A 24,647-nucleotide genomic window follows, 5' to 3' on the forward strand; every position below is an offset into this window, starting at 1 on the left:
GCACGCCGCCAGCGTTCATCCTGAGCCAGGATCAAACTCTCATGTTTAAAGTTGATTCTTGTCCAAGATTACTTAGCTTGGCTAATGTTATCTTAAACCGTTTTACTTGGTTTTTGTTCTGAATTTTCTCAAATCCTAAGGTCTAAACCAAACCTTTTGAATTGTTAGAATTTTCAGGGTTTTACATACTGTTTAATCTTCAATTTTCAAGGATCTTTGCTGTTGTTTTCTCATCAGCAACTTTTATATCTTATCACAGTCGCTCGCGTTTGTCAACAACTTTTTTTATTTTTATTTTTTCGTTTTTGCCGATTGCCTCAGCGAGTATCAATGATATCACACTTAAGCGCTCATGTCAACCACTTTTTTAACAATTTTCAAAAACTTTTTTAGGAAAATGGAGCGGAGAAAGAGGGATTTGAACCCTCGCGCCGGTTTCCCGACCTACACCCTTAGCAGGGGCGCCTCTTCGGCCTCTTGAGTATTTCTCCGAATTCAAATTTCCATATAATTGCTCCTGACAGGTATATCTGCCCGCCAGACGCATAGGGTATTATACTAAAGGGTTCTTATTATGTCAAGAGCTATTTTTCAATTTTTTTACATAATTTTTTATAAACGAAAAACCTAAACGAAAAACCGGCCCAGTCGAAACTCTGACTGAACCGGTTTTTCTTATTGGAATTTATTCGGACTCATTTTCCGTATCTTCTTCATAATACTCTTCATCATAAACATTGCTGTCCTTGGCTTCGCTTTCGCGTACCTTGGCAATGCTTGCTACCTTAATATCTGAATTTTGATCAATAGACATAAGTTTTACACCAGAAGTATTTCTTCCGATTACTGAAATATCATCTACAGACATACGGATAATAATGCCTTCTGTGGTAATCAGCATGATTTCCCTTCCGTCATTTACCAGCTTGGCGCCTACCAGGTTCCCTGTCTTTTCCGTTATCTTATAGCAGAGCACACCCTTTCCGCCTCTGAACTGAGGCTTAAACTCCTCAATCGGCGTACGCTTGCCCATACCGTTTTCAGATACTACAAGAAGCTCCTCTCCCTGGCTTTCCATCTGCATGCCAATAACCTCGTCATCCTCATCAAAGCGCATACCGATCACGCCCATGGATACACGGCCAGTGGTTCTTACATCCTTTTCCTTAAAGCGGATGCACATTCCCTTCTTGGTTACCAGGAAAATATCCTGCTTATCGTCTGTAGCCTTTACTTCAATGAGTTCGTCTCCCTCTTTCAGTACAATAGCCTGAAGTCCGTTTTTGCGTACATTGCCGTACTCTACCATAGGGGTTTTCTTTACCATACCCTCTTTGGTTGCCATAAAGAGATACTGATCCTCATTAAACTCCCTCATGGGAATAATGGCAGTAATCTTTTCTCCCGGCTGAAGCTGCAGAAGGTTTACAATAGCGGTTCCTCGAGCAGTGCGGCCTGCCTCCGGAATCTCATATGCCTTTAAGCGGTATACGCGGCCTGTATTTGTAAAGAACATCATGTGATGGTGATTGGTTGTCATAAGAAGGTCTTCAATATAGTCCTCCTCAATGGTCTGCATTCCCTTAATACCTTTTCCGCCCCGGTTCTGGCTCTTGAAATTATCTGCATCCATGCGTTTAATATAGCCTAAATGAGTCATGGCTACCACTGTATCCTCATCCGGGATCAGATCTTCCATAGACATATCATCATCAAAGCCAATAGCAGTACGGCGGTCATCCCCGTATTTGGCCGCAATGATATTGATTTCCTCTCTGATTACCATAAGAAGCTTCTTCTCATCTGCCAGAATTGCCTTTAACTGGGCAATTTTAGCCTGCAGCTCCTTAAATTCATTTTCCAGCTTTTCCCGTTCCAGACCGGTAAGAGCACGCAGTCTCATATCTACAATTGCCTGAGACTGGGCATCCGAAAGCCCGAACCGCTCCATCAACTGTGTCTTGGCCTCTGCCACGTTGGCAGAACCGCGGATAATACGGATGACTTCATCAATATGATCCAATGCGATCAGCAGACCCTGCAAAATATGAGCCCGCTCCTCTGCCTTATTCAAATCATACTGAGTTCTTCTTCTTACTACCTCTTCCTGATGGGAAATATAAACCTCCAGCATCTGATGAAGGTTCAGGATCTTTGGCTGATTATTCACTAATGCCAGCATAATGACACCAAAGGTATCCTGAAGCTGGGTATGCTTAAGAAGCTGGTTTAAAATTACGTTCGCATTCACATCACGGCGCAGTTCGATATTGATGCGCATACCTTCACGGTTGGACTCATCTCCAATATAAGTGATTCCGTCAATCTTCTTTTCTTTCACAAGATCCGCAATCTTCTCAATGAGACGGGCCTTATTTACCATATAAGGCAGCTCGGTGACAATAATCCGGGATTTACCGTTTGCCATAGTCTCGATATTGGTAACAGCTCTCACCTTGATCTTGGCACGGCCTGTACGGTAAGCCTCCTCAATGCCTCTGCGGCCTAAAATAGTAGCTCCTGTAGGAAAATCCGGCCCCTTGATGACTTCCATAAGCTCCTCTATGGAGGTATCACGATCCTCATTGACCCGATTGTCAATCATCAGGGAAACAGCCCCTATGACCTCTCTGAGATTGTGAGGCGGAATGTTAGTTGCCATACCTACGGCGATACCGGAGGTACCGTTTACCAGAAGATTTGGGAAACGTGCCGGAAGAACCATTGGCTCCTTCTCCGTCTCGTCAAAGTTGGGAGCAAAGTCTACGGTGTCCTTATTGATATCAGCCAGCATTTCCATGGAAATACGGCTTAAACGGGCCTCTGTATATCGCATGGCTGCTGCTCCGTCTCCGTCCACGGAACCAAAATTTCCATGGCCGTCTACCAGCGGATAACGGGTGGACCAGTCCTGGGCCATATTTACCAGAGCTCCGTAGATGGAGCTGTCGCCGTGAGGATGGTATTTACCCATGGTATCACCTACGATACGGGCACATTTTCTGTGTGGCTTATCCGGTCCGTTGTTTAACTCTATCATGGAAAAAAGCACACGGCGCTGAACGGGTTTTAAACCGTCTCTGGCGTCCGGAAGAGCCCGGGCGCTGATAACGCTCATGGCATAGTCAATATAGGACTGTTCCATGGTCTTTTTCAGGTCTACGTCATGGACCTTGTCAAATACATTTGGTTCCATAGTATATCTCCTTTATGTTCGATCTCATTTGCAGCTTAAATATCCAGATTTTTCACCTTTTTGGCATTATTTTCAATAAATTCCCTTCTCGGCTCTACCTGGTCGCCCATGAGAGTGGTAAAGGTCAGATCCACTTCTGAGGTGGTTTCCTCATCCATGGTTACACGCAGAAGGATACGGCGTTCCGGATCCATGGTTGTCTCCCAGAGTTGCTCTGCATCCATCTCTCCAAGTCCCTTGTAGCGCTGGATCTTATTGCTGTTGTCGCGGCCAATGTCCATAAGAATGGAATTCAGCTCCTCATCGCTGTACGCATACCATACACGCTTATTTTTTTCGATTTTATACAGAGGCGGCTGTGCCAGATATACATATCCCTGCTTGATCAGCTCAGGCATAAACCGGTAAATAAAAGTTAAAAGGAGGGTGCTGATATGGGCGCCGTCCACATCCGCATCAGTCATGATAATGATCTTGTGGTAACGCAGCTTGCTGATATCAAAGTCATCGTGAATACCCGTACCAAAGGCTGTGATCATGGCCTTAATCTCTGCATTGGCATAAACCTTATCCATCCTGGCCTTTTCAACATTTAAGATTTTTCCTCGCAGGGGCAGAATGGCCTGGGTGGCTCTGGAACGGGCCGTCTTTGCAGAACCGCCTGCGGAATCTCCCTCTACGATATAAATTTCACAATTTTCAGGATTCTTATCGGAACAATCTGCCAGCTTTCCCGGAAGAGCCATCCCCTCCAGGGCAGATTTGCGGCGGGTTAAATCTCTGGCCTTTCTGGCTGCCGCACGGGCTCTCTGAGCCATAATGGACTTCTCGCACATGGCTTTTGCTGCTGTGGGGTTCTGTTCTAAATAATAAGTCAGCTGCTCGCTCACAATATTGTCAACCGCACCTCTGGCCTCACTGTTTCCCAGCTTCTGCTTGGTCTGTCCCTCAAACTGAGGCTCCTCTACTTTTACGCTTACGATCGCCGTAAGCCCCTCTCGGATATCCTCACCGGAAAGACTGTCCTCATTTTCCTTTAAAAGCTTATTCTTTCTTGCATAATCATTAAAGGTCTTTGTAAGGGCATTTTTAAATCCTGTCAGATGAGTACCGCCCTCAGGAGTATTGATGTTATTTACAAAGGTGTAAATATTTTCTGTATAGGAGTCATTGTGCTGCATGGACACTTCCACATATACGCCGTCCTTTGTACCTTCGCAGTAAAGGACATTTTCATACAGCGGCGTTTTGCCTTTATTCAGATAGGATACAAACTCCTTGATACCGCCCTCATAGTGGAAGGTATGCTCATGCTTCTCCTCCCTCTCATCATGGAGAACGATTTTCAGATTTTTTGTAAGGAATGCAGTCTCCCGCAGGCGCATTTTTAATGTGTCATAGTCAAATACGGTTTCCTCAAAAATCTCCTTATCAGGAAGGAAGGAAACACGGGTTCCATGCTGATCAGGACTGCATGTTCCCACAATCTTTAAGGGATACATGGTTCTGCCCCGTTCGTAACGCTGCTGGTATACGTTTCCATCTCTGTATACCTGTACCTCCAGCCATTCAGAAAGCGCATTTACAACGGATGCACCCACTCCGTGAAGGCCGCCGGATACCTTATAACCGCCGTTTCCAAATTTTCCCCCTGCATGAAGGATGGTAAATACAACCTCTACCGCAGGAATCCCTGCTTTTTTCTGTATATCTACGGGAATACCGCGGCCGTCATCAACCACGGTAATGGAGTTGTCCTCATTAATAAAAACCTCGATGGAATCACAATATCCCGCCAATGCCTCATCTACCGCATTGTCTACAATCTCATAAACCAGATGGTGAAGGCCCCTGGCAGAGGTGCTGCCGATATACATACCGGGACGCTTTCTTACTGCCTCAAGTCCTTCCAGGATCTGGATCTGATCTGCTCCGTATTGCTGCTCTGCCATGTTCTATATCTTCCTTTCTTTTCAGGTGTTCGTCTAATTCTGGCTGTATACCTTTCCGTCCACTACTTTGAAGATTTTGTCAATGGGGAACCTGTGATTAACAAAATCTTCCAGCCCTGTACAGGTGATCATAGTCTGAATATCCTGTATTGCGGACAGAAGCTGGGTCTGCCGGCTGCCATCAAGCTCTGAGAGAACGTCATCCAGCAAAAGAACCGGTGCATCCCTGCTCACAAGCTTTACCAGCTCAAGCTCTGAAAGCTTTAAAGACAGGGCTGCCGTACGCTGCTGGCCCTGAGAGCCGAACCGGCGGATATCGATTCCATTTACAATAAAATTAATATCATCCCTGTGGGGACCTGCAAGCGTGGTCTTCTGACGGATATCCTGAGAACGGTTCTTTTCCAGTGCGGCTTTAAAATCCTCCTCCCGGATATCCGGATCATAGAGAACCGATATTTCTTCCTTTCCCCCTGATAAACGGGCGTGGATACCGCTTATGATCCCTCCCAGCTGCTCAATAAACAAACGGCGGGAAGTGATCACCTCTACCCCGTATTTTACCAGCTGTTCGTCCCAAATGTCCAGCGTTGTTTCATATTCCGGTTTAAAGGCCAGTTCTTTTAAGAGGCGGTTTCTCTGCAGCAGCACCCGGTTATACTGAACCAGGGAGTGGACATACAGCTTATCCAGCTGGCAAAGCTCCATATCAATAAACCGCCTCCGTTCTGCCGGACCGTTTTTGATAATATTTAAGTCCTCCGGGGAAAAGAATACCATATTCGCCAATCCAAACAGCTCGCTGGCCCGCCGGATAGGAATCCCGTTGATGGCTATGCCCTTTGGTTTATTTTTCTTTAAATGCATATCAATGCGCCAGGGAACGTCATTTTTCCGGATCTGCAGCTTTATATGGGATTCATCCTGTCCAAAACGGATGATATCCCTGTCCTTTGCCCCCCGGTGGGACTTGGATGTGCAGCAAACATAGGCAGATTCCAGAATATTTGTCTTTCCCTGGGCATTGTCACCATAGAGAATGTTGGTTCCCTGATTCAGTTCCATATGCAGTTCTTCATAATTACGGTAATTCTTAAGCTCTATGGACTCAATGACCATGGATGTTCTCTCTTCATGATTATTTTATGATCTTTATAGTCTGGCCCTGATAGGCAACCACATCTCCGTCTACCAGTTTCTTTCCCCTCTGATAAGCAGTTTCACCGTTTACAGATACCAAGCCATCCTCAATCGCATATTTGGCATCTACACCGGATTCTACAAAGCCCGCTGCCTTTAAGGCCTGTCCCAGCTTGATATAATCTTCTCTTAATTTAATTGTTTCCATTGTTTTCCTTTCCAAGCACAGGAGCACCAGAGAAATGTCTTTCACCGGCGCACATGCTGATGTATATTTATGCATTTAAACAGAAGCTGCGTTAAAATTTACAGGAAGAATCAGATAAATATATGTCTCTTCCTCATCCTTGATAAAGCAGGGGGACTTGGGATTCATCATATAAATATTGATTTCCTCATCCTCAATGGCGCGGAGAGCGTCAATAAGGAACTTGGGATTAAAGCCGATCATAATATCCTTTCCAGTCTTGTGGATCAAAAGCTCCGCATTCATGGAGCCAAAGCTGGAATTTAACTTTAATTCCATGGTATTGTCATTTACCTGAAGGATCAGGGGCTTTTTATCATTTTCACGGATCAGGATCGTTGCCCGCTCAATACAATCCAAAAATTCTCTCCGGTTTACAGAAAATTTCGTCTCGTAATCACTGGAAAGCATCTGATTAATACGGAAATACTCGCCTTCAATGAGGCGGGAAACCACGATCGTATCGTCAAATTCAAATAAAATATGGTTGGAGCTGAAGAAAATCCGAACCTCTTTTTCATTGTCTCCCCCAAGGATCTTGCTGATCTCGCTTAAGGTTTTTCCGGGAACGATGACCTTAGTGGGTTCATAGTGATCCTTTAAGGTAACATTTCGGATGGAAATACGGTGGCCGTCCAGTGAAACCACTTTCAGTTGGTTTTCATTTACCTCAAAAAGCTCTCCTCCCATCATTTTATTGCTGTCATTGGGAGAAATGGAGAAAATAGTCTGCTGGATCACTTCCTTTAAGGTGAATTGAGAAAGGGTGATATATTTATCACGTTCAATATAGGGAATATAGGTAAATTCCTCCCCGTCCCGTCCCTGAATATTAAAAACAGAATTTTCACATCGGATAATGGTATTCAGCTTTTGATCGGATTCAATGGTAATGGTTGAATTCTGGCTGGATAAACGACGGGTGATTTCAGAAAAAAGCTTAGCATCCAAAGCAATTTTACCGTGTTCCAGGATCTGGCCTTCTACCTTTGTTTCGATACCTAGTTCCATATCGTTTCCTGTCAGACGGATTTCATTGGAAGAAGCGTCGATCAGGATACACTCTAAAATAGACATGGTTGTCTTGGATGGAACGGCTTTCATAACGATGTTGATGCCATTTACAATGGCGTCCTTCTGGAATTGCAGCTTCATGATTGTTGATAACTTCCTTTCTGAATGAAGTAAAAAAGGCGGAACCTAAATAGATAAAGATATAGTTAATTTCCGCCGTAATCGTAGTAGGGGCTGTGGGTTTGTGTAAAAGTGTGTAAATCCCGTAAAAATGGGGATAAATCACTGTGGAAGAGACTGTGGAAAGAATCCACAAAACCTGGGAGTAAGTTAAGATTTATCCACAGGCGGTTAAAAATGAATTTGAGCCTCAAAAATACCCAAAGGTTATCAACCATTTATCCACAGTGATTCCACGTCTTATTGTGGATTGATCTTCTTCTTTAATATATCAATCGTATTTCGTAAGGTCTCATCCTTCTGCATGTCGCTGGTAATCTTATCAGCACCGTGGAGAACAGTGGTATGATCCCTTTTTCCAAGGCTGCGGCCGATGATCTGTAAGGAGGTTTCCGTCATGGTTCGGCAGAGGTACATGATGATCTGTCTTGGATATACGATATCCTTGGTCCGCTTCTGGGAAATAACATCAGCGGGAGTGATGCCGAAATGATCGGATACTACCTGAATGATCAGCTCCGGAGTCACTTCTCTCTGGGCATTGGGAGAAATGATATCCTTTAATGCTTCCTCTGCCAGTTCCAGAGTAATATCACATTTATTTAAGCGGGAAAGCGCTACGATTTTTGTAAGAGCGCCTTCCAGTTCACGGATATTGGATTTGATATTAGTTGCAATGTATTTGATGACTTCATTATCAATATTGTAGCCTTCCATCTCCTCTTTTTTTCGGAGAATGGCCATTCGGGTTTCGTAGTCCGGGGACTGGATGTCCACGGTCAGGCCCCATTCAAAACGGGAACGCAGCCGTTCCTCCAGAGTTTCGATCTCCTTGGGCGGTTTATCAGAGGAGATGATGATCTGTTTTTTCGATTCGTACAGGGTGTTGAAGGTATGGAAAAATTCCTCCTGGGTACTCTCCTTTCCTATAATAAACTGGATATCATCGATCAGGAGAACGTCGTTGTTGCGGTATTTTTCCCGAAACTCTGTGGTGGTAATATTATTTTTGTTTCGGATTGCGTCGATCAGCTCATTGGTAAAGGTCTCGGAACTGACGTAAAGAATCTTGGATTTCGGGTTGTTTTTCAGTATAAAATGAGCGATTGCATGCATCAAATGGGTTTTTCCAAGTCCTACGCCTCCGTAGATAAACAGCGGATTGTAGATTTCGCCCGGAGATTCCGCTACCGCAAGGGCTGCCGCGTGGGCCAGATTGTTGTTGGAGCCGACTACAAAGGTATCAAAGGTATACTTTGGGTTTAAATTGGCGCTCTGGATCACATCCGGGCTTACGGGAGCTTTGGCTTTTGGGATAAGGGAGGGGGCTGCAGGCGTTTCCTGAACCTCTATCTGCTCCTTTACCTTAAAATCCACCTCACATTCCTGACCAAGAAATTCAGAGATGGTAACTTTAAAAAGGAGGCCGTATTTTTTCTTTACATAAGCTAAAAATGTCTGTTCTGGAACAATAATCGTAATGGTATTTCCCTTAAAAGAATAGGGGCTTAAAGGTTCCAGCCATGTCTGGTATGAAATATTTGAAATTTCATGCTCTTCCTTTAAAATAAGCAGAATTTTTTCCCAGTTTTCTTTTATTTTCTCTATCATTTTCTGTCTCCTGAAACTGTATTGCAGAATTGCCCAATCTAAATACATTGTATACTAACGGTGTGAATTTTTCAATCAAAAGTGTAAATATCTGTGGATAACTTTGTAGGAAACCTGTGGATGAAGGGAATCGAAGGCGTGGACAGAGAGGTTTTCCACAGAATAGGGAAAAAAATAACTGCAGGTTGTACACAAGGGGGAAACTTACAGAAAATAAGGGGATTTTGTCCACGAATGAGGAAAAAGGTCGAAATATCCCATACTTATCCACAAGTTATCAACAAATTGTGGATAAGGTGAAAAAAGGAACCGTGGATTTAGAGGAAAAATATTGACGGGTGAAAAAAATGTCGCTATAATGCCTGTGTAATGCGTTGTATCTTAACATTAAGAACAGCAGCAAGGAGGAAAAAAATGAATAAGAGAAAAAAAGACACCCGTTGGCTTGCAAGTGTTGCACTTATGATGGCGGTGGTGATCCTTCTGGCAAGTACGCCGTTAGGAATGATCCAGCTGCCGGTGGTGAAGGCGACAACTGTGCATATCCCTGTGATTTTGGGAGCCATTCTTCTGGGGCCCCTGGCAGGTTCCATCCTGGGAGGAGTGTTCGGTATCTGTTCTATGGTGAGCAACACGATGGCGCCTACCCTGCTATCCTTTGCGTTTTCACCGTTTATGAGCATGACCGGGATTTCAGGAGCCGTAAAGGCAGTGTGGATTTCCGTTGGATGCCGGATCTTAATCGGTTTTTTTGCAGGATGGCTCTGGATTTTACTGTCAAAATGTAAGATGAACCGCATGGCGGCGCTGGCTGTAACCGGTTTTATGGGATCTATGGTAAATACGGTGGCTGTGATGGGAAGTATTTATAAGCTTTTGGCGCTTCCGTATGCGCAGGTAAAGAATGTGGCTGTTGACGCAGTGTGGGGACTGATCATGGCTACTGTTACCGCATCAGGGATTCCGGAGGCGGTCGTAGCTGCAGTTTTGGTGGCTATAATTGGAAAGATTATGCTGAAATTCATAAAGTAAGCGGTTTCAGGGCGTAAAAGCCTGTATTTTAATAAAAAATTGCTTGACGGAGGCGGATTTCTTCTATATAATTGAGAAGATGTTTAATTATACTAGTCAAATGTGTGTTATATCACATTACCAGATAATATTTGATAGGAGGTGCCCGGATTATGAAGATGACATTTCAGCCTAAGAAAAGACAGAGAGCAAAAGTTCATGGCTTCAGAGCAAGAATGAAGACAGCAGGCGGTAGAAAAGTTATTGCTGCCAGAAGAGCAAAAGGTAGAGCAAAGTTAACCGCTTAAGAATTGCAAGGCCACATTTTCATGTGGCCTTTTTCTTACGTCTACAATAAACAAGTCGGAACCCAGTACATAAACCTGTTCCGGCAAATTTCCAGGAGGATCGAATGAAGCGATTTCCTTCCATTAAAAAAAACAGTGACTTTCAGTATATATATAGAAATGGAAAGTCCTATGCCAACCGTCTTTTAGTCATGTATGTGGTAAGAAGCGGGGGAGAAGCGAACAGCATCGGGATATCGGTGAGTAAAAAAGTAGGCAACAGCGTGGTACGCCATCATGTGACCAGGCTGCTGCGGGAGATATTCCGGTTGAATGATAATAAAATTGAGACTGGGTTAAACATCATTCTGGTAGCCCGTGTGGCTGCCGCAAGATCTGATTACAGACATTTGGAGGGTGCCTATATGCACCTGTGCGGACTGCATCACATTTTAAAGGAATCGAAGTGAGAGTTATGATAAAAAAAGGAATGATCCTGCTTATCAGGATCTACCAGAAATATCTGTCGCCCTTAAAGGTAAGGACTCACTGTATTTACACGCCAACGTGCTCTCAATACGCCATTGAGGCACTTCAAAAGTATGGCGCGTTAAAAGGTACATGGTTAGCCTGCAAGAGGATCCTTCGTTGCCATCCCTTTGCAGAAGGCGGTTATGATCCAGTTCCGTAGAAAGTTCCATAAGGAGGTAGCGTTTTGAACGGTTTAGTCGGCGCAGTAGTATTGACAAAGGACAGCGGTTTTCTGGGGCCGATCGCAAGTATCCTTGGCTGGATCATGGACCTGCTTTTTGAGTTCACCAGCATATTCGGCATTGAAAATATCGGCCTTTGCATTATCCTGTTTACACTGGTTACAAAGGTTCTTATGATTCCCTTGACCATAAAGCAGCAGAAATCATCCAAGCTGATGACGGTTATGCAGCCGGAAATTGCAGCAATTCAAAAGAAATACAAAGGAAAAGAAAATGATCAGAAAGCCGCGATGATGATGCAGGCTGAGATCAAGGCAGTATATGAGAAATACGGCACATCCATGACGGGCGGCTGTCTTCCTCTTCTGATCCAGATGCCGATCATTTTTGCACTGTACAGAGTTATTTACAATATTCCGGCTTATGTACAGTCTGTCAGAGGCTATTATGAGACGGTAATTTCCCATCTTCCCAGCGGATACCAGACCCAGCAGGCGTTTACCCAGCTGGCAGAGGCCCATAAGATGGTGGGTGAGAAATTTGATTATAACAATGTAAACACGGTAATTGACCTTTTATATACCTTTACAGCCCAGCAGTGGGACAGCTTTGTTGCCGCATTCCCGGCAGTGGGACAGGCAGTGACAGATGCAGGCGTAAATGCAGTGGAAGCCATTGAAAATATGCAGAGCTTCTTTGGCCTGAATATTGCGTATACTCCATTTCAGGTGATCGTGAATTTCTTTGAGCAGCAGGGCGGCGTAACTCTGGGTATGGCAGCTGCAGCTCTGGCAATTCCGATCCTTGCAGGCTTAAGCCAGTGGTACAGTACAAAGCTTATGACTGCCAATCAGTCTCAGCCGGCTGATGACGATAATCCGGCTGCCAGCATGATGAAATCCATGAATATCACCATGCCTCTGATGTCCGTATTCTTCTGCTTCTCCTTTGCTTCCGGTATCGGTCTTTACTGGGTGGCTCAGAGTGTGTTCACTATCATCCAGCAGGTATGGATCAATTCCTACCTGAACAAGGTAGATATGGATGACCTGGTACAGAAGAATATTGAAAAGACCAATAAAAAGCGTGCCAAGAAGGGCCTTTCTCCTGTCAAAGTCGGAAATGTAGATGAGATGTTAAAGAGGATGGAAGAGAAGGAATCCAGAGAAGAGTCTGCTCGTATGGAAAAAATTGCCAAGACAAAGGTTCAGGTAGAGGAATCCAATAAGTACTATAATCAGGATGCCAAACCGGGAAGTCTGGCAGCTAAGGCGAATATGGTAGCCAAATACAATGAGCGTCAGGAGAAGGGAAAGAAAAAGTAGGAGGGTTTCGTATGGATATGATTACGGTTTCTGCAAAAACAGTGGATGAAGCGGTTACGAAAGCTCTGATCGAACTTAAGACAACCAGCGATAAACTGGAGTATGAGGTTGTGGAGGAAGGAAGCAAAGGCTTTCTGGGGCTGGGCGCAAAGCCGGCTGTGATCCGCGCAAAGAAGAAGGAAACAGTGGCGGACAGGGCCATTGAGTTTCTGACCCAGATATTTGACGCTATGGGTATGGACGTATCCATTAAGTCGGAATATAATGAAGGGGAGCAGGAGCTGTCCTTGGAATTAGAGGGCGGAGATATGGGAATCCTGATCGGCAAGAGAGGTCAGACCCTGGATTCTCTTCAGTATCTTGTTAGCCTTATTGTAAACAAGGAAACAGACGGTTATCTGAGAGTCAAACTGGATACGGAAAATTACCGTGAGCGCAGAAAAGAGACTCTGGAGACCCTGGCAAAGAACATTGCCTACAAGGTTAAGAGAACCAAACGTCCCGTTTCTCTGGAGCCCATGAATCCCTATGAGAGAAGGATCATCCATGCGGCGATCCAGAATGATAAGTATGTGATTACCCGCAGTGAGGGGGAAGAACCTTTCCGCCATGTGGTAATCGCTCTTAAGAAGGAAACAGGCGCCGGTGAGCGCAGGGGACGTTATGACCGCAGCCGCGGCGGGCGCTATGAGCGTACCGGCGGCTACCGGGGAAATACCCGCAGGAATGACTCCTATCAGGCGGCTTCCCTGTCAGAGCATAATGCTGAGACAGCCGGCGGCAGCGGACAGGAAACAGAGGAGTAATCCGGTAAATGAACATGGGGAGGCTGTTGCAGAGTGATTTGCGGCGGCCTCTTTTTGCGCTGAAAGCCAGAAAGGCGAGGAGTGAAAATGAAAACAGAAACCATTGCTGCCATTGCCACAGGCATGAGCAATTCGGGAATCGGCATTGTAAGGATCAGCGGAGATCAGGCCTTTGAGGTCATTGACCGAATCTATCGGAATAAAAAGGGGCAGGCAGGAACATTATGGGACGCAAAGTCCCACACAGCCCATTATGGATATATTTATGATGGTGATGAAAGGATCGATGAGGTTCTGGTGCTTATTATGCGGGGGCCAAACAGCTATACAGCAGAGGATACCGTTGAGATTGATTGTCATGGCGGCATTCGCATGGTTCAGCGGATTCTGGAAACGGTCCTTCATAACGGGGCAAGAACCGCCCAGCCGGGAGAGTTTACCAAGCGCGCCTTTTTAAACGGAAGGCTGGATCTGGCCCAGGCAGAGGCAGTGGCAGAACTGATCCATGCATCCAATGACTATGCCTTAAAGAGCTCTGTGAGCCAGCTGGGAGGATCGGTATCGGGAAAGATACGGGCTCTCAGGGAAACCATTCTTTATGAGACTGCCTTTATTGAGTCGGCTCTGGATGATCCGGAGCACATTTCACTGGAGGGGTACGGGGACAGGCTTTTAAAGGTGCTGGAGCCGGTGACAGAAGAGATTGAAAAGCTGATCGCCTCGGCAGATGACGGAAGAGTGATGACAGAGGGCGTTCGGACGGTGATCCTTGGAAAACCTAACGCAGGAAAATCTTCCCTGATGAATGTGCTTTTAGGGGAAGAGAGGGCTATTGTAACGGATATTGCAGGTACTACCAGAGATACCTTAGAGGAGCATATTAACCTTCAGGGGATCAGCCTGCATGTAGTGGATACGGCGGGAATCCGGGACACGGAGGATGTAGTGGAAAAGATCGGCGTAAACCGTGCCATGAAGGCAGCAAAAGGAGCGGATCTGATCATTTATGTGGCAGACGGCTCCCGCCCGCTGGATGAGAGCGACCGGGAGATCATGGAGCTGATCCATGATAAGAAGGCCATTGTGCTTTTAAATAAGACGGATCTGGAGCTTACTGTAGATAAGGAGGCTTTAGAGGAGCAGTGCGGCCACCGTGTAATCCCTATTTCCGCCAAGGAGGAGCATGGGATCGGAGATCTGGAAAAGGAGATCCAGTCCATGTTTTATCATGGAGAGATTGCCTTTAATGACCAGGTATATATTACAAATGCCCGTCATAAGGAGGCTTTGGAAACTGCCTTAAGGAGCCTTCGGATGGTGCGTTCAAGTGTGCTTGATGGGATGCCGGAGGATTTTTATTCCATAGATCTTGCAGACGCCTATGAACAGCTGGGACTGATCTTAGGAGAAGCAGTGGATGATGATGTGGTAAATGAGATCTTCTCAAAGTTCTGTATGGGAAAATGAGAGGACAGGAAGGAAGGAAAAAGATGCCGTATTTGGAAGAAAGTTATGATATCGTGGTGGTGGGAGCAGGCCATGCGGGCTGCGAGGCGGCGTTAGCCTGCGCGCGGCTTGGGCTTGAAACCATCATGTTTACGGTCAGTGTGGACAGCATTGCCCTGATGCCCTGCAATCCCAATATAGGAGGCAGCTCCAAGGGCCATCTGGTTCGTGAACTGGATGCGCTTGGGGGAGAAATGGGCAAAAATATTGATAAGACCTTTATCCAGTCCAAGATGTTAAATGAATCCAAGGGGCCGGCGGTTCACTCCCTCAGGGCCCAGGCGGATAAGCAGGCCTATACTCAGGCCATGAGGCAGACCCTGGAACAGACCGAACACCTGACCATACGCCAGGCAGAGGTATCGGAGATGATTGTAAAAGAGGGCGCTGTAAGAGGCGTAAAGACCTTTTCCGGCGCTGTATACCACGCAAAGGCGGTCGTTTTGTGTACAGGCACCTATCTGCGGGCCAGATGCATTTACGGGGATGTAAGCAATCCTACAGGGCCTAATGGCCTTCAGGCGGCCAACCACCTGACACAGTCTCTGATTGATAATGGGATCGAGATGTTCCGGTTTAAGACGGGAACTCCGGCCAGAGTGGATAAGAGAAGCATTGATTTTGCAAAGATGGAGGAGCAGTTTGGAGATGAGCGGATTGTGCCGTTTTCATTTTCAACCGATCCGGACAGCATACAGAAGGAGCAGGTTTCCTGCTGGCTGACCTATACCAATGGGGAGACCCATCAGATCATCCGGGATAATCTGGACCGTTCGCCGCTGTTTTCAGGAGCCATTGAGGGAACAGGCCCTCGATATTGTCCGTCTATCGAGGACAAGGTAGTGCGTTTTCCTGATAAGGAGCGCCATCAGGTGTTTGTGGAGCCGGAGGGACTTTATACCAATGAAATGTATCTGGGCGGAATGAGCAGCTCTCTGCCGGAAGACGTGCAGTATGCCATGTACCGCACCGTACCGGGGTTAGAGAATGTAACGATCGTGCGCAATGCCTATGCGATCGAGTATGACTGCATCAATGCCCTGCAGTTAAAGTCTACCCTGGAGTTTAAACGCATCAGAGGCCTGTTTGCGGGCGGTCAGTTTAACGGAAGCTCCGGATATGAGGAGGCAGCAGTTCAGGGCTTTATGGCGGGCGTAAACGCGTCTATGGAGGTGCTGGGAAGAGAGCAGGTAGTGTTAGACCGGTCACAGGCCTATATCGGCGTTCTGATTGACGATCTGGTGACCAAGGAAAACCATGAGCCATACCGGATGATGACTTCAAGGGCAGAGTACCGGCTTTTGCTGCGCCAGGATAATGCCGATTTACGGCTTCGGGAAATCGGTCATAAAATCGGATTGGTAAGCGATGAGGAGTATGAAAAGCTGCTCTCTAAACGTCAGGCCATCGAAGAAGAAATACGCCGTTTAGAAAATACTGCCATCGGCGGAACGCCGGCAGTCCAGGCAGTTCTGGAGCAGTACGGAAGTACGCCTCTTAAATCAGGAAGTACGCTGGCAGAGCTGGTGCGCCGGCCGGAGCTGGATTATGAAAAGATCAGGGAAATTGATAAAAAAAGGCCGGATCTTCCATTTGATGTGCGGGAGCAGGTAAATATTGAAATCAAGTATGAGGGCTACATAAAGAGGCAGAGACAGCAGGTAGCCCAGTTTAAGAAGCTGGAAGGCAGGCATCTGCCGGAAAACTTTGATTACAGCCAGGTAAAGAGCCTGCGTCGGGAAGCTGTTCAGAAGCTGAATCAGATACAGCCGTCTACCGTGGGACAGGCATCACGGATTTCCGGGGTATCTCCAGCGGATATATCAGTGCTTTTAGTGTATCTGGGAAGAGAGTAAAAGATGGTTTTTACATATAAAAGAGAGGACGGGATCAATGACAGAATCATTTGCTGAGAAAATGAAGGCCGGGACAAGGGAGCTGAATATAACCCTGAGCCAGAGGCAGTTGGAACAGTTTTTTAAATATTATGAAATGCTGGTGGAGACAAATAAAGTGATGAATCTGACAGCCATTACAGAGGAAGGGGACGTGGTGGCAAAGCATTTCTGTGACAGTCTTTGCCTGGTAAAGGCGTATCATGAGCTTCTGGATCGGGAGTCTGAAGGTGAAGCTAAAGATATGAAAACGGTTTCTGTGATTGATGTGGGAACCGGAGCGGGGTTCCCTGGAATCCCGCTTAAGATTGCATTTCCTCAGATTAAACTCACGTTGCTGGATTCGCTGAATAAAAGAGTAAAATTTTTAGAGCAGGTATGCAGAGAGCTGGAACTGGAGAATGTACAGTGCATCCATGGAAGGGCAGAGGATGCAGGACGGATGAAAGAGCACAGGGAGCAGTATGATCTGGCAGTGTCCAGAGCAGTAGCAAATCTGGCATCGCTGTCAGAATATTGTATTCCTTTTGTAAAAAAAGGGGGATTCTTTATTCCTTATAAATCAGGAGAAATTGAGGAAGAGCTGAATCAGGGAAAGAAAGCAGCAGCAATTCTGGGAGGAGAAATAAACGAAGTGGTGCGCTTTTCTTTACCGGAAGGAGATGGAGCCAGAAGTCTGATCCGTATTCGTAAAGTAAAGCCGGTATCTTCCAGATATCCAAGAAAAGCGGGAATGCCGGGGAAAGAACCTCTGGGAAAATAGGCGTGAAGGCAGAGCATATGTGGGTGAGATCAGTGCCGCAGAAGAGATGGAAAACGGTTACACGTACTTTATGACGCATGATGCAAAAACAGGGGATACACTATGAAAACGATTACAGAAAATACAGTACAGGCAGGACAAGGTCGCATGAATATTAAAGAAATTGCCCGGGTGGCAGGAGTATCTCCGGCTACCATATCCCGTGTACTAAATGGTTCGGGATATGTGAAAGAAGAGACAAAGAAAAAGGTAATGGCGGCAGTTGAGAAAAATAACTATACGCCCAGTCTGATCGCAAGGAGTCTGAGCGGAAGAGACAGCTTCAGTATTGGAGTGATTCTCCCTTCCGCAAGTCAGAGAGTTTACAGTGGGATTCTGGAAGGGATCTGCCGTCTGGCTCAGCCTTTCGGCTACAATATTGTTCTTATGAACACAGGAGGGGATATAAAGAAGCAGCATGAGTTTCTGGAGGCTGCTGAAAACCAGAGAATGAAAGGGCTTATCGTTGCTCCCGCAGCTTCTGATGACAGGGGGACGAGAGATAAACTTCTCCATCTGGAAGAGCAGGGAATGCCAGTGATCTTGACAGAAGGGAATATAAAAGGAGCACCGTTTGACTGTGTGTTTGGAGATAACTGGAGGGGGGCTTATGAAGGCGCTGAGTCCCTTATGGATGCAGGCCATAAAAAGATTGCAGTCATTCGTGAAAAAGGCAATTTCAGAGAGGACAGGGAGCGTTTTCGGGGCTTTATGCAGGCAATGGAGGATCATGGCCTGGAGGTTTCCGATGAATATGTAATATACAACGGAGAAAGCGGAGCAGAAACAGCAGATGCGATTGCGCGGCTTTTAGAAGAAAATACACCGCCTACGGCCCTGTTTGCGCTGAGCGGGGAAGGAACATGCAGCTGCATGAAATGTCTGGAAAGGAAGGGGCTGACGGCAGGAGAAGATTTGGGCTTTATGGGCTTTGATGATCAGCCGGTTTTATATGAGCTGGGATATCGTCTTTCTGTTGTGGAGCGGGATGCAGTGGAACAGGGAAGGGAAGCGATGAGACTGCTTCAGGAACGATTTGATGAAAAAGAACAGGAACGCAGAATCGGAAAGCGTGTAATGGTTCCATGCAGGCTGATTCTGCGCGGATCCGGGAATATGAAAACGGTTACAGAAAGCGCTAGAAAAAAGAAATTGGCAGGAAAAAAGGAAAAAGAAAGCCCGGAGCGTTAACTCCAGGCTTCGCGCATCATGGCAATCTCACGGGCATAGCCATCCAGATCATTCGGTGTTTCCAAATAGAAGGGAAGATGGCGTAAGGCGGGATGATTGATAATGGCTTTTAAGGACGGAAGGCCAATCTGGCCTTCGCCCAACCGGGCATGGCGGTCTTTGTGAGAACCAAGGGGATTCATGCTGTCATTGAGATGGATGGCTTTCAGACGATTTAAACCAATGATGTGATCAAATTCTGCGAGAACATCATCCAGATGGTTTGCGATATCATAGCCGGCATCCCATACATGACAGGTATCCATACAGATCCCCATATGGTCGGACAGATCTATCCGGTCAAGAATTTGGCGAAGTTCTTCAAAGCTGCGGCCGATTTCGCTTCCTTTTCCAGCCATGGTTTCTAGGAGGACAGTGGTGGTTTGTTCCGGTTTTAATATGGCATTTAACATATCTGCGATGTAGGAAATTCCCACATCAACACCCTGTTTCACATGACTTCCCGGATGGAAGTTATAAAGATTTCCGGGAGTATATTCCATCCGTGCCAGATCATCTGCCATAGTTTTTCTGGCAAAATCCCTGAGATGAGGATCGGCAGAGCAGGCATTCAGAGTATAGGGGGCATGACAGAGAATGGGAATCAGATTCTGTTCCTGCACCTTTTTAAGAAATAGAGCTACATCTTCAGGATTGATTTCTTTGGCATTTCCTCCGCGGGGGTTGCGTGAGAAAAACTGAAAGGTGTTTGCATGTATTTTGGCAGCATCCTTTGCCATGGAACAGTAGCCTTTGGCAGAGGAAAGATGACAGCCGATTCGTAACATATAGGAGCCTCCTTTAACATTGTTTTTATGTAAAATTGATCGGCAGTTTCTGCAGAAATGTTTCACGTGAAACATTTATAGTAGAAACTGCCGGTATTTTAATTTTCCAGATAAGGGCGGAATAATTCATAAAATCGAGCAGGGGATTCCAGATGGGGCAAATGTTTCGCCTTAGGAACTGGCACTGTTTCGATTGCAGGATTGTAATTCTGATAATCTTCCATGGTTTCGGACATACCATCCAACTCTGCTCCGCCAAAAAGACAGATGCTGTTATCAATCCGGCGCAGAGCGGTTGTAATATTGCATTTCGTGTAGTTACATTTTACACTGGCATAAATGGATTTTGGAGAAGCTCCCAGATGGGCTGCTTCATAGTAAGCATCAACCAGCCGGGAATTAACAGAGTAGGGATTACAGAAGCAGCGGCTCATAAAATCCTGAGTAAGATTTTTTCGGCTGCAGGCTATATTGTAAATCAGAGTTCCTGCAATGGGAAGATCCAAAATCAACTTATAAAGCCGGGCATTTTTTCCCGGAACCAGACTGCTGGAGAGCAGAGATTCGGGATTGATCAGAAGAAGCCGGTCAAAGAGCTCCGGACTATTGCTGCAGGCCATGACAGCAATCGAAGAGGAGTCTCCAGTTGCCGCCACATCGGTGCGGTGACCGATTTCTGATTTAATAAAATCTGAAATCAGCTGGACGTAAAGATAGTTTGTGTAGGTGAGATTCGGCTTTTCTGAACGGCCAAATCCCAACAGGTCAATGGTATAGACGGTTCGATCCTTTGCAAGACGTCGGGCAAATTCTTTCCATTCATAACCGCTGGAAGCGGGGGAGAGATCATGGATCAGAAGAATCGGTTTACCACTGCCTTCTTTTGTATAGTGAATGTTTCCAAAGCGCCAGTGATAGCATAGAGAGGCGCTGCTTTCATTTTCAAGAATGTGTCTGGAAATCGCAGACAGTTTAATAGCCTTGTTGATACAGGCAGTGGCGGCAGCATCACCTGCAGCCAGTATGAGCAGAGTCAATAATTTATTTCTTGTTTTCATTCGTTTTATCTCCTGAAAAAGTAATGATAGGTGTCGTGTGCTGGTTCGTAAACCGGGCAGTTTTTGTCCGCTGATGGTAAGATTATTATAGTACAAGTGGATAGTGATTACAATGAAAACTGTTTTTTGAGTTTCCGCACTTTACTGTGTTCTGGCGTCCTAAACACCAGAACACAGTGCTTCCTTGTCTACAGATGGTAATGTTTCACGTGAAACATTACTCATGTAATATTTTGTATAAAATAGAAAAATAAATACAAATGCAGAGTTTTTCATAGGAAAAGCAGAAAAGTTGTGTTATAATCGTCTGGTACATCGAAAACGAACGTGAGGAAACGGATATGGGACGGATTATTACAATAGCAAATCAGAAGGGTGGAGTAGGAAAAACAACCACGGCGATCAATCTGGCAGCCTGCCTTGCAGAAGCAGGACAGCATGTAATGCTGGTGGATTTTGACCCACAGGGAAATGCCAGCAGCGGCCTGGGCCTGGAAGAAAAGGATTTTGAACAGACCGTTTATGATATGATGGCTGGAGAGGCTTCTATAAAGGAGTGCATCACAAAAGAGGTTCAGGAAAATCTGGATGTACTTCCTTCGGATATGAATCTGGCGGGTGCGGAGATTGAATTTCAGGAATTGGACGAGAAAGAGATTCTGCTTAAGAAATCGTTAGACATGGTACGGGATGAGTATGATTTCATTTTAATTGATTGTCCGCCTTCATTAAATATACTTACGATTAATGCTTTGACAGCAGCTGATACCGTGCTGGTGCCAATCCAGTGTGAGTATTACGCATTGGAGGGATTGAATCAGATGTTAAAGACGGTAGATTTGGTGAAGAGAAAGCTGAACCCGTCATTGGAACTGGAAGGCGTAGTATTTACTATGTATGATGCCAGAACCAATCTGTCTCTTCAGGTAGTGGAGAGTGTGAAGAGTAATCTGAATCAGACAATCTATAAAACAATCATTCCAAGAAATGTGCGGCTTGCAGAAGCTCCAAGTCATGGAATGTCCATCAATCACTATTCGTCCCGTTCTACGGGTGCGGAGAGCTATCGTATGCTGGCAGCAGAAGTGATTAGCAGAGGAGAGGTATAATGGCGGCTAAAAGAGGTTTGGGAAAAGGTTTGGGCGCAATCTTTGGGGAAGAAGTGATTAAGGAACAGAAAGAAAAGATTGCGATGGAAGATGGAAAAGGAAAGGAACTGATGGTAAAGCTTTCTCTGATTCAGCCTAATAAGGAGCAGCCAAGAAAGACATTTGATCAGGAAAAGCTTAAGGAGTTATCTGCCTCAATCAAACGGTACGGGATTCTTCAGCCGCTTCTTGTAAAGAAGAATGGGAACTTTTACGAGATTATTGCCGGAGAAAGAAGATGGAGAGCTGCCCAGATGGCGGGACTCAAGGAAGCGCCGGTGGTTTTAAAGGAGTACAGCCGACAGGAAGCAATGGAGATTTCTCTGATTGAAAATGTTCAGCGGGCAGATCTGAATCCTATTGAAGAGGCGAAGGCGTATCAGCAGCTGATTCGTGAGTTTAATCTCACGCAGGAGGAAATTGCAGAGCGTGTAGCAAAAAACAGAGCGACCATTACGAATACCATGCGTCTTTTAAAGCTGGATGAGCAGATTCAGGAAATGCTCATCCAGGGTATTATTAGCAGCGGTCATGCCAGAGCGCTTCTTTCTCTGGACGGTGGGGGGCTGCAGTTAAAGGCAGCAAAGGAAATTATAGAAAAAAGCTTAAGTGTTCGGGAAACAGAACGGTTGGTAAAACGGATGGCCAAGGAAGCTGCTGGAGAAGAAAAGAAGGAAAAGAAAGCGGATGATGCCCTGATGCTGATTTATCAAAATCTGGAAGACAGAATGAAAACCATTATGGGAACAAAGGTCAGCATACATAATAAGGATAAGAACAAAGGCCGTATAGAAATCGAATACTATTCAGAGGCAGAGTTGGAACGAATTGTGGAATTGATTGAGTCCATCCACTAGAAATAAAGATTCTGTATCTAACATTCGGATAAGAGTAAGGAGAGATTAGATAAGAATGGAAAACAGTATGCTATTTGAACTTCCATTTGATCCGGCATATATTATTGTAATATTGTCAGGCTTGGTAGTGATTCTATTGATTCTTGTAATTGCTGCTATGGCAAAGCTGAAAAAATTGAGTCGGAAATATGATTATTTTATGCGGGGAAAGGATGCGGAAACACTGGAGGATGTGATACTGGATCAGCTGGAGGAAATTCGTATTTTGAAGGCAGAGGATCGGGCAGCCAAGGACTCGATTCGAACGTTGAATCGAAACTTCCGTTCTTCCTTTCAAAAATTTGGAATGGTTCGATATAATGCATTTCCTGGAATGGGAGGAACACTGAGCTTTGTAATTGCAGTTTTGGATTATACGAACAGTGGCTTTATTTTGAATTGTATTCACAGTAAGGAGGGCTGCTATTTATATATGAAGGAAGTAGATGCAGGCAAGACTGAAAAGGTGCTGGGAAATGAGGAGCAGGAAGCTCTGGAGCAGGCATTGGGATATGTAAAGAAAAATTGATGATGCAGGGATATCTGGGAATATAAACTCAGATATCCTTTTTTTATGTTTCACGTGAAACATTTTTTATGGTTTCTGCATATGATAAAAGTGAAAGATATGGGTAAGGACAGATGAATGGAAAATTTTAAAAGTATGTATCCCAGAGAAATCCGGATGATACAGAGCTATGTATCGGAAGCATGTGACAGAATGGATTATCAAAACAGCCCTATGTATGATGAGTGGCCAGAACAGAGAATGGTAGATCAAATGTGCAATTCCGTTTGTGAGGCTGTGAGTACATCCGGAGACATGGGGATTTTAAGAGAGGCGTGGGAGATGCAGGAGAAAAAGACGATTGAAAGAATGAGCGTGGAAGAAGAACAGGAAGAGGAAGTAGTGGATCAGGAAAAAAAAGGGGTGGAAAAAGGTACAGATCGGGAAAAAGAAAAGGTTGAAACAGAGGAGTTAAATGATGAAGAAAACAAGAAAAATGATGGTAAAAAAAAGACTGTGGATGAGAGGGGAGAGGAGAATATAAAAGAAGGGGCAGAAGAAAATAAGAATCCCATGGAAAGTGACATGGAAGAAAATATCTATCAGGTAACAGCAGAGGCGGATTTAAGAGAACATAACAGAATAATTGAAAGCCAGGAAATGAGACTTCCATTGAGGAATTGGTGGAACGGCTGGGGGATCAATGGGATTAGGCCGGACGTGCAGGGAATGGCTTGGGGGATGGGATCCATGTATGCCCCGGTTGTTCCTGTGGAAACTGAAAATGGCCCGGTGCTACTGGGACAGGAACTCAGACGTCCGCCCCGCCCGCCGCAGGGTTCCGGTCCGGTGCGTCCACCGTATCCACCGCAGGGTTCCGGCCCGGTGCGTCCACCGTATCCGCCGCAGGGTCCCGGCCCGGTGCGTCCACCGTATCCGCCGCAGGGTCCCGGCCCAGTGCGTCCACCGTATCCACCGCAGGGTCCCGGCCCGGTGCGTCCACCGTATCCGCCGCAGGGTCCCGGCCCGGTGCGTCCACCGTATCCGCCGCAGGGTCCCGGCCCAGTGCGTCCACCGTATCCACCGCAGGGTCCCGGTCCGGTACGTCCACCCAGACCTGGTATTTATCCAGCCTGGTTTCGCGATATTGTAAAGACCTTGATTTTAGATGAGATGCAGAACCGGCGGTGCCGCAGAGGAATGTGTATTGGATAGAATTACAGCATAAAAGTTATCACAGGAAATATTCAAAAAAGATTAAGTTGTAGTTTTAACGGTTATTATATAAAATAGAGGTAACGATTCAGGACGGAGGGAGAACTGGCAGAAAAATA

23 protein-coding genes and 1 tRNA gene are annotated in these 24,647 nt (G+C 45.7%); 15 read left to right on the forward strand and 9 right to left on the reverse strand.

Going from position 1 to position 24,647, the window contains the following annotated elements:
- Positions 1 to 403: 403 nt before the first annotated feature.
- From ACZM6M_RS16170 to dnaA, 7 genes are all read right to left on the reverse strand, one after another.
- Positions 404 to 491 (reverse strand) — tRNA-Ser (locus ACZM6M_RS16170).
- 194 nt (positions 492 to 685) lie between these two features.
- Positions 686 to 3,196 (reverse strand): DNA gyrase subunit A, encoded by a 2,511-nt coding sequence (gene gyrA, locus ACZM6M_RS16175; RefSeq protein WP_337433672.1) that lies wholly within the window; start codon positions 3,194 to 3,196, stop codon positions 686 to 688.
- A gap of 35 nt (positions 3,197 to 3,231) precedes the next feature.
- Positions 3,232 to 5,148 (reverse strand): DNA topoisomerase (ATP-hydrolyzing) subunit B, encoded by a 1,917-nt coding sequence (gyrB, locus tag ACZM6M_RS16180; RefSeq protein ID WP_066543510.1) that lies wholly within the window; start codon positions 5,146 to 5,148, stop codon positions 3,232 to 3,234.
- A gap of 33 nt (positions 5,149 to 5,181) precedes the next feature.
- Positions 5,182 to 6,267 carry a DNA replication/repair protein RecF gene (gene recF, locus ACZM6M_RS16185; RefSeq protein ID WP_066543508.1) on the reverse strand — a complete coding sequence of 362 codons (1,086 nt, stop codon included), beginning with the start codon at positions 6,265 to 6,267 and terminating at the stop codon, positions 5,182 to 5,184.
- Between the two features lie 19 nt (positions 6,268 to 6,286).
- Positions 6,287 to 6,496: an RNA-binding S4 domain-containing protein gene (locus ACZM6M_RS16190; RefSeq protein ID WP_066543560.1), complete on the reverse strand. Its 210-nt coding sequence runs from the start codon at positions 6,494 to 6,496 to the stop codon at positions 6,287 to 6,289.
- 75 nt (positions 6,497 to 6,571) lie between these two features.
- Entirely contained in the window at positions 6,572 to 7,690 is a 1,119-nt protein-coding gene (gene dnaN / locus ACZM6M_RS16195) for a DNA polymerase III subunit beta (RefSeq protein WP_337932652.1), read from the reverse strand.
- A 279-nt stretch (positions 7,691 to 7,969) separates the two neighbouring features.
- A complete protein-coding gene (gene dnaA, locus ACZM6M_RS16200; RefSeq protein ID WP_066543504.1) occupies positions 7,970 to 9,340 on the reverse strand; it encodes a chromosomal replication initiator protein DnaA in 1,371 nt (456 codons plus the stop codon).
- A 120-nt stretch (positions 9,341 to 9,460) separates the two neighbouring features.
- On the opposite strand from dnaA, the gene ACZM6M_RS16205 reads away from it, so the two are divergent.
- From ACZM6M_RS16205 to ACZM6M_RS16255, 11 genes are all read left to right on the forward strand, one after another.
- Entirely contained in the window at positions 9,461 to 9,640 is a 180-nt protein-coding gene (locus ACZM6M_RS16205) for a hypothetical protein (RefSeq protein WP_066543502.1), read from the forward strand.
- Between the two features lie 114 nt (positions 9,641 to 9,754).
- Positions 9,755 to 10,372: an ECF transporter S component gene (locus ACZM6M_RS16210; RefSeq protein WP_066543500.1), complete on the forward strand. Its 618-nt coding sequence runs from the start codon at positions 9,755 to 9,757 to the stop codon at positions 10,370 to 10,372.
- A 152-nt stretch (positions 10,373 to 10,524) separates the two neighbouring features.
- Complete coding sequence (gene rpmH / locus ACZM6M_RS16215; RefSeq protein WP_021870170.1) at positions 10,525 to 10,659, forward strand: 50S ribosomal protein L34; 135 nt, start codon at positions 10,525 to 10,527, stop codon at positions 10,657 to 10,659.
- Positions 10,660 to 10,763: 104 nt separating this feature from the next.
- Positions 10,764 to 11,108 carry a ribonuclease P protein component gene (gene rnpA, locus ACZM6M_RS16220; protein WP_066543498.1) on the forward strand — a complete coding sequence of 115 codons (345 nt, stop codon included), beginning with the start codon at positions 10,764 to 10,766 and terminating at the stop codon, positions 11,106 to 11,108.
- A 5-nt stretch (positions 11,109 to 11,113) separates the two neighbouring features.
- Entirely contained in the window at positions 11,114 to 11,329 is a 216-nt protein-coding gene (gene yidD, locus ACZM6M_RS16225; RefSeq protein ID WP_081422807.1) for a membrane protein insertion efficiency factor YidD, read from the forward strand.
- A 24-nt stretch (positions 11,330 to 11,353) separates the two neighbouring features.
- Positions 11,354 to 12,676, forward strand: a complete 1,323-nt coding sequence (locus ACZM6M_RS16230; RefSeq protein WP_066543496.1) for a YidC/Oxa1 family membrane protein insertase — start codon at positions 11,354 to 11,356, stop codon at positions 12,674 to 12,676.
- An 11-nt stretch (positions 12,677 to 12,687) separates the two neighbouring features.
- Entirely contained in the window at positions 12,688 to 13,482 is a 795-nt protein-coding gene (jag, locus tag ACZM6M_RS16235) for an RNA-binding cell elongation regulator Jag/EloR (RefSeq protein WP_489490568.1), read from the forward strand.
- 87 nt (positions 13,483 to 13,569) lie between these two features.
- Positions 13,570 to 14,949: a tRNA uridine-5-carboxymethylaminomethyl(34) synthesis GTPase MnmE gene (gene mnmE / locus ACZM6M_RS16240; RefSeq protein ID WP_489490569.1), complete on the forward strand. Its 1,380-nt coding sequence runs from the start codon at positions 13,570 to 13,572 to the stop codon at positions 14,947 to 14,949.
- 23 nt (positions 14,950 to 14,972) lie between these two features.
- Positions 14,973 to 16,844 carry a tRNA uridine-5-carboxymethylaminomethyl(34) synthesis enzyme MnmG gene (gene mnmG, locus ACZM6M_RS16245; RefSeq protein ID WP_489490570.1) on the forward strand — a complete coding sequence of 624 codons (1,872 nt, stop codon included), beginning with the start codon at positions 14,973 to 14,975 and terminating at the stop codon, positions 16,842 to 16,844.
- A 37-nt stretch (positions 16,845 to 16,881) separates the two neighbouring features.
- Entirely contained in the window at positions 16,882 to 17,646 is a 765-nt protein-coding gene (gene rsmG, locus ACZM6M_RS16250; protein WP_066543488.1) for a 16S rRNA (guanine(527)-N(7))-methyltransferase RsmG, read from the forward strand.
- 102 nt (positions 17,647 to 17,748) lie between these two features.
- The gene (locus ACZM6M_RS16255) at positions 17,749 to 18,876 is read left to right on the forward strand and encodes a LacI family DNA-binding transcriptional regulator (protein WP_418494033.1); all 1,128 of its coding nucleotides are present in this window, start codon (positions 17,749 to 17,751) and stop codon (positions 18,874 to 18,876) included.
- On the opposite strand, the gene ACZM6M_RS16260 is transcribed toward ACZM6M_RS16255, so the two are convergent.
- Both ACZM6M_RS16260 and ACZM6M_RS16265 read right to left on the reverse strand, forming a co-directional pair.
- On the reverse strand, positions 18,873 to 19,703 hold the full coding sequence (locus tag ACZM6M_RS16260) for a deoxyribonuclease IV (RefSeq protein ID WP_066543484.1): 831 nt from the start codon (positions 19,701 to 19,703) through the stop codon (positions 18,873 to 18,875). The genes ACZM6M_RS16255 and ACZM6M_RS16260 overlap by 4 nt on opposite strands.
- 98 nt (positions 19,704 to 19,801) lie before the next feature.
- The gene (locus ACZM6M_RS16265; protein ID WP_296038892.1) at positions 19,802 to 20,761 is read right to left on the reverse strand and encodes an alpha/beta fold hydrolase; all 960 of its coding nucleotides are present in this window, start codon (positions 20,759 to 20,761) and stop codon (positions 19,802 to 19,804) included.
- 341 nt (positions 20,762 to 21,102) lie between these two features.
- On the opposite strand from ACZM6M_RS16265, the gene ACZM6M_RS16270 reads away from it, so the two are divergent.
- The 4 genes from ACZM6M_RS16270 to ACZM6M_RS16285 all read left to right on the forward strand — a co-directional run bounded on the left by ACZM6M_RS16270 (position 21,103) and on the right by ACZM6M_RS16285 (position 24,528).
- On the forward strand, positions 21,103 to 21,870 hold the full coding sequence (locus tag ACZM6M_RS16270) for a ParA family protein (RefSeq protein ID WP_337433669.1): 768 nt from the start codon (positions 21,103 to 21,105) through the stop codon (positions 21,868 to 21,870).
- Positions 21,870 to 22,766 carry a ParB/RepB/Spo0J family partition protein gene (locus ACZM6M_RS16275; RefSeq protein ID WP_066543478.1) on the forward strand — a complete coding sequence of 299 codons (897 nt, stop codon included), beginning with the start codon at positions 21,870 to 21,872 and terminating at the stop codon, positions 22,764 to 22,766. Before ACZM6M_RS16270 ends, ACZM6M_RS16275 begins: the two co-directional genes overlap by 1 nt.
- A 55-nt stretch (positions 22,767 to 22,821) precedes the next feature.
- On the forward strand, positions 22,822 to 23,334 hold the full coding sequence (locus ACZM6M_RS16280) for a DUF4446 family protein (protein WP_066543476.1): 513 nt from the start codon (positions 22,822 to 22,824) through the stop codon (positions 23,332 to 23,334).
- 117 nt (positions 23,335 to 23,451) lie between these two features.
- Positions 23,452 to 24,528 (forward strand): hypothetical protein, encoded by a 1,077-nt coding sequence (locus ACZM6M_RS16285; protein WP_489490571.1) that lies wholly within the window; start codon positions 23,452 to 23,454, stop codon positions 24,526 to 24,528.
- The last annotated feature ends 119 nt before the right edge of the window (positions 24,529 to 24,647 follow it).

Source organism: Enterocloster sp. (assembly GCF_057861365.1).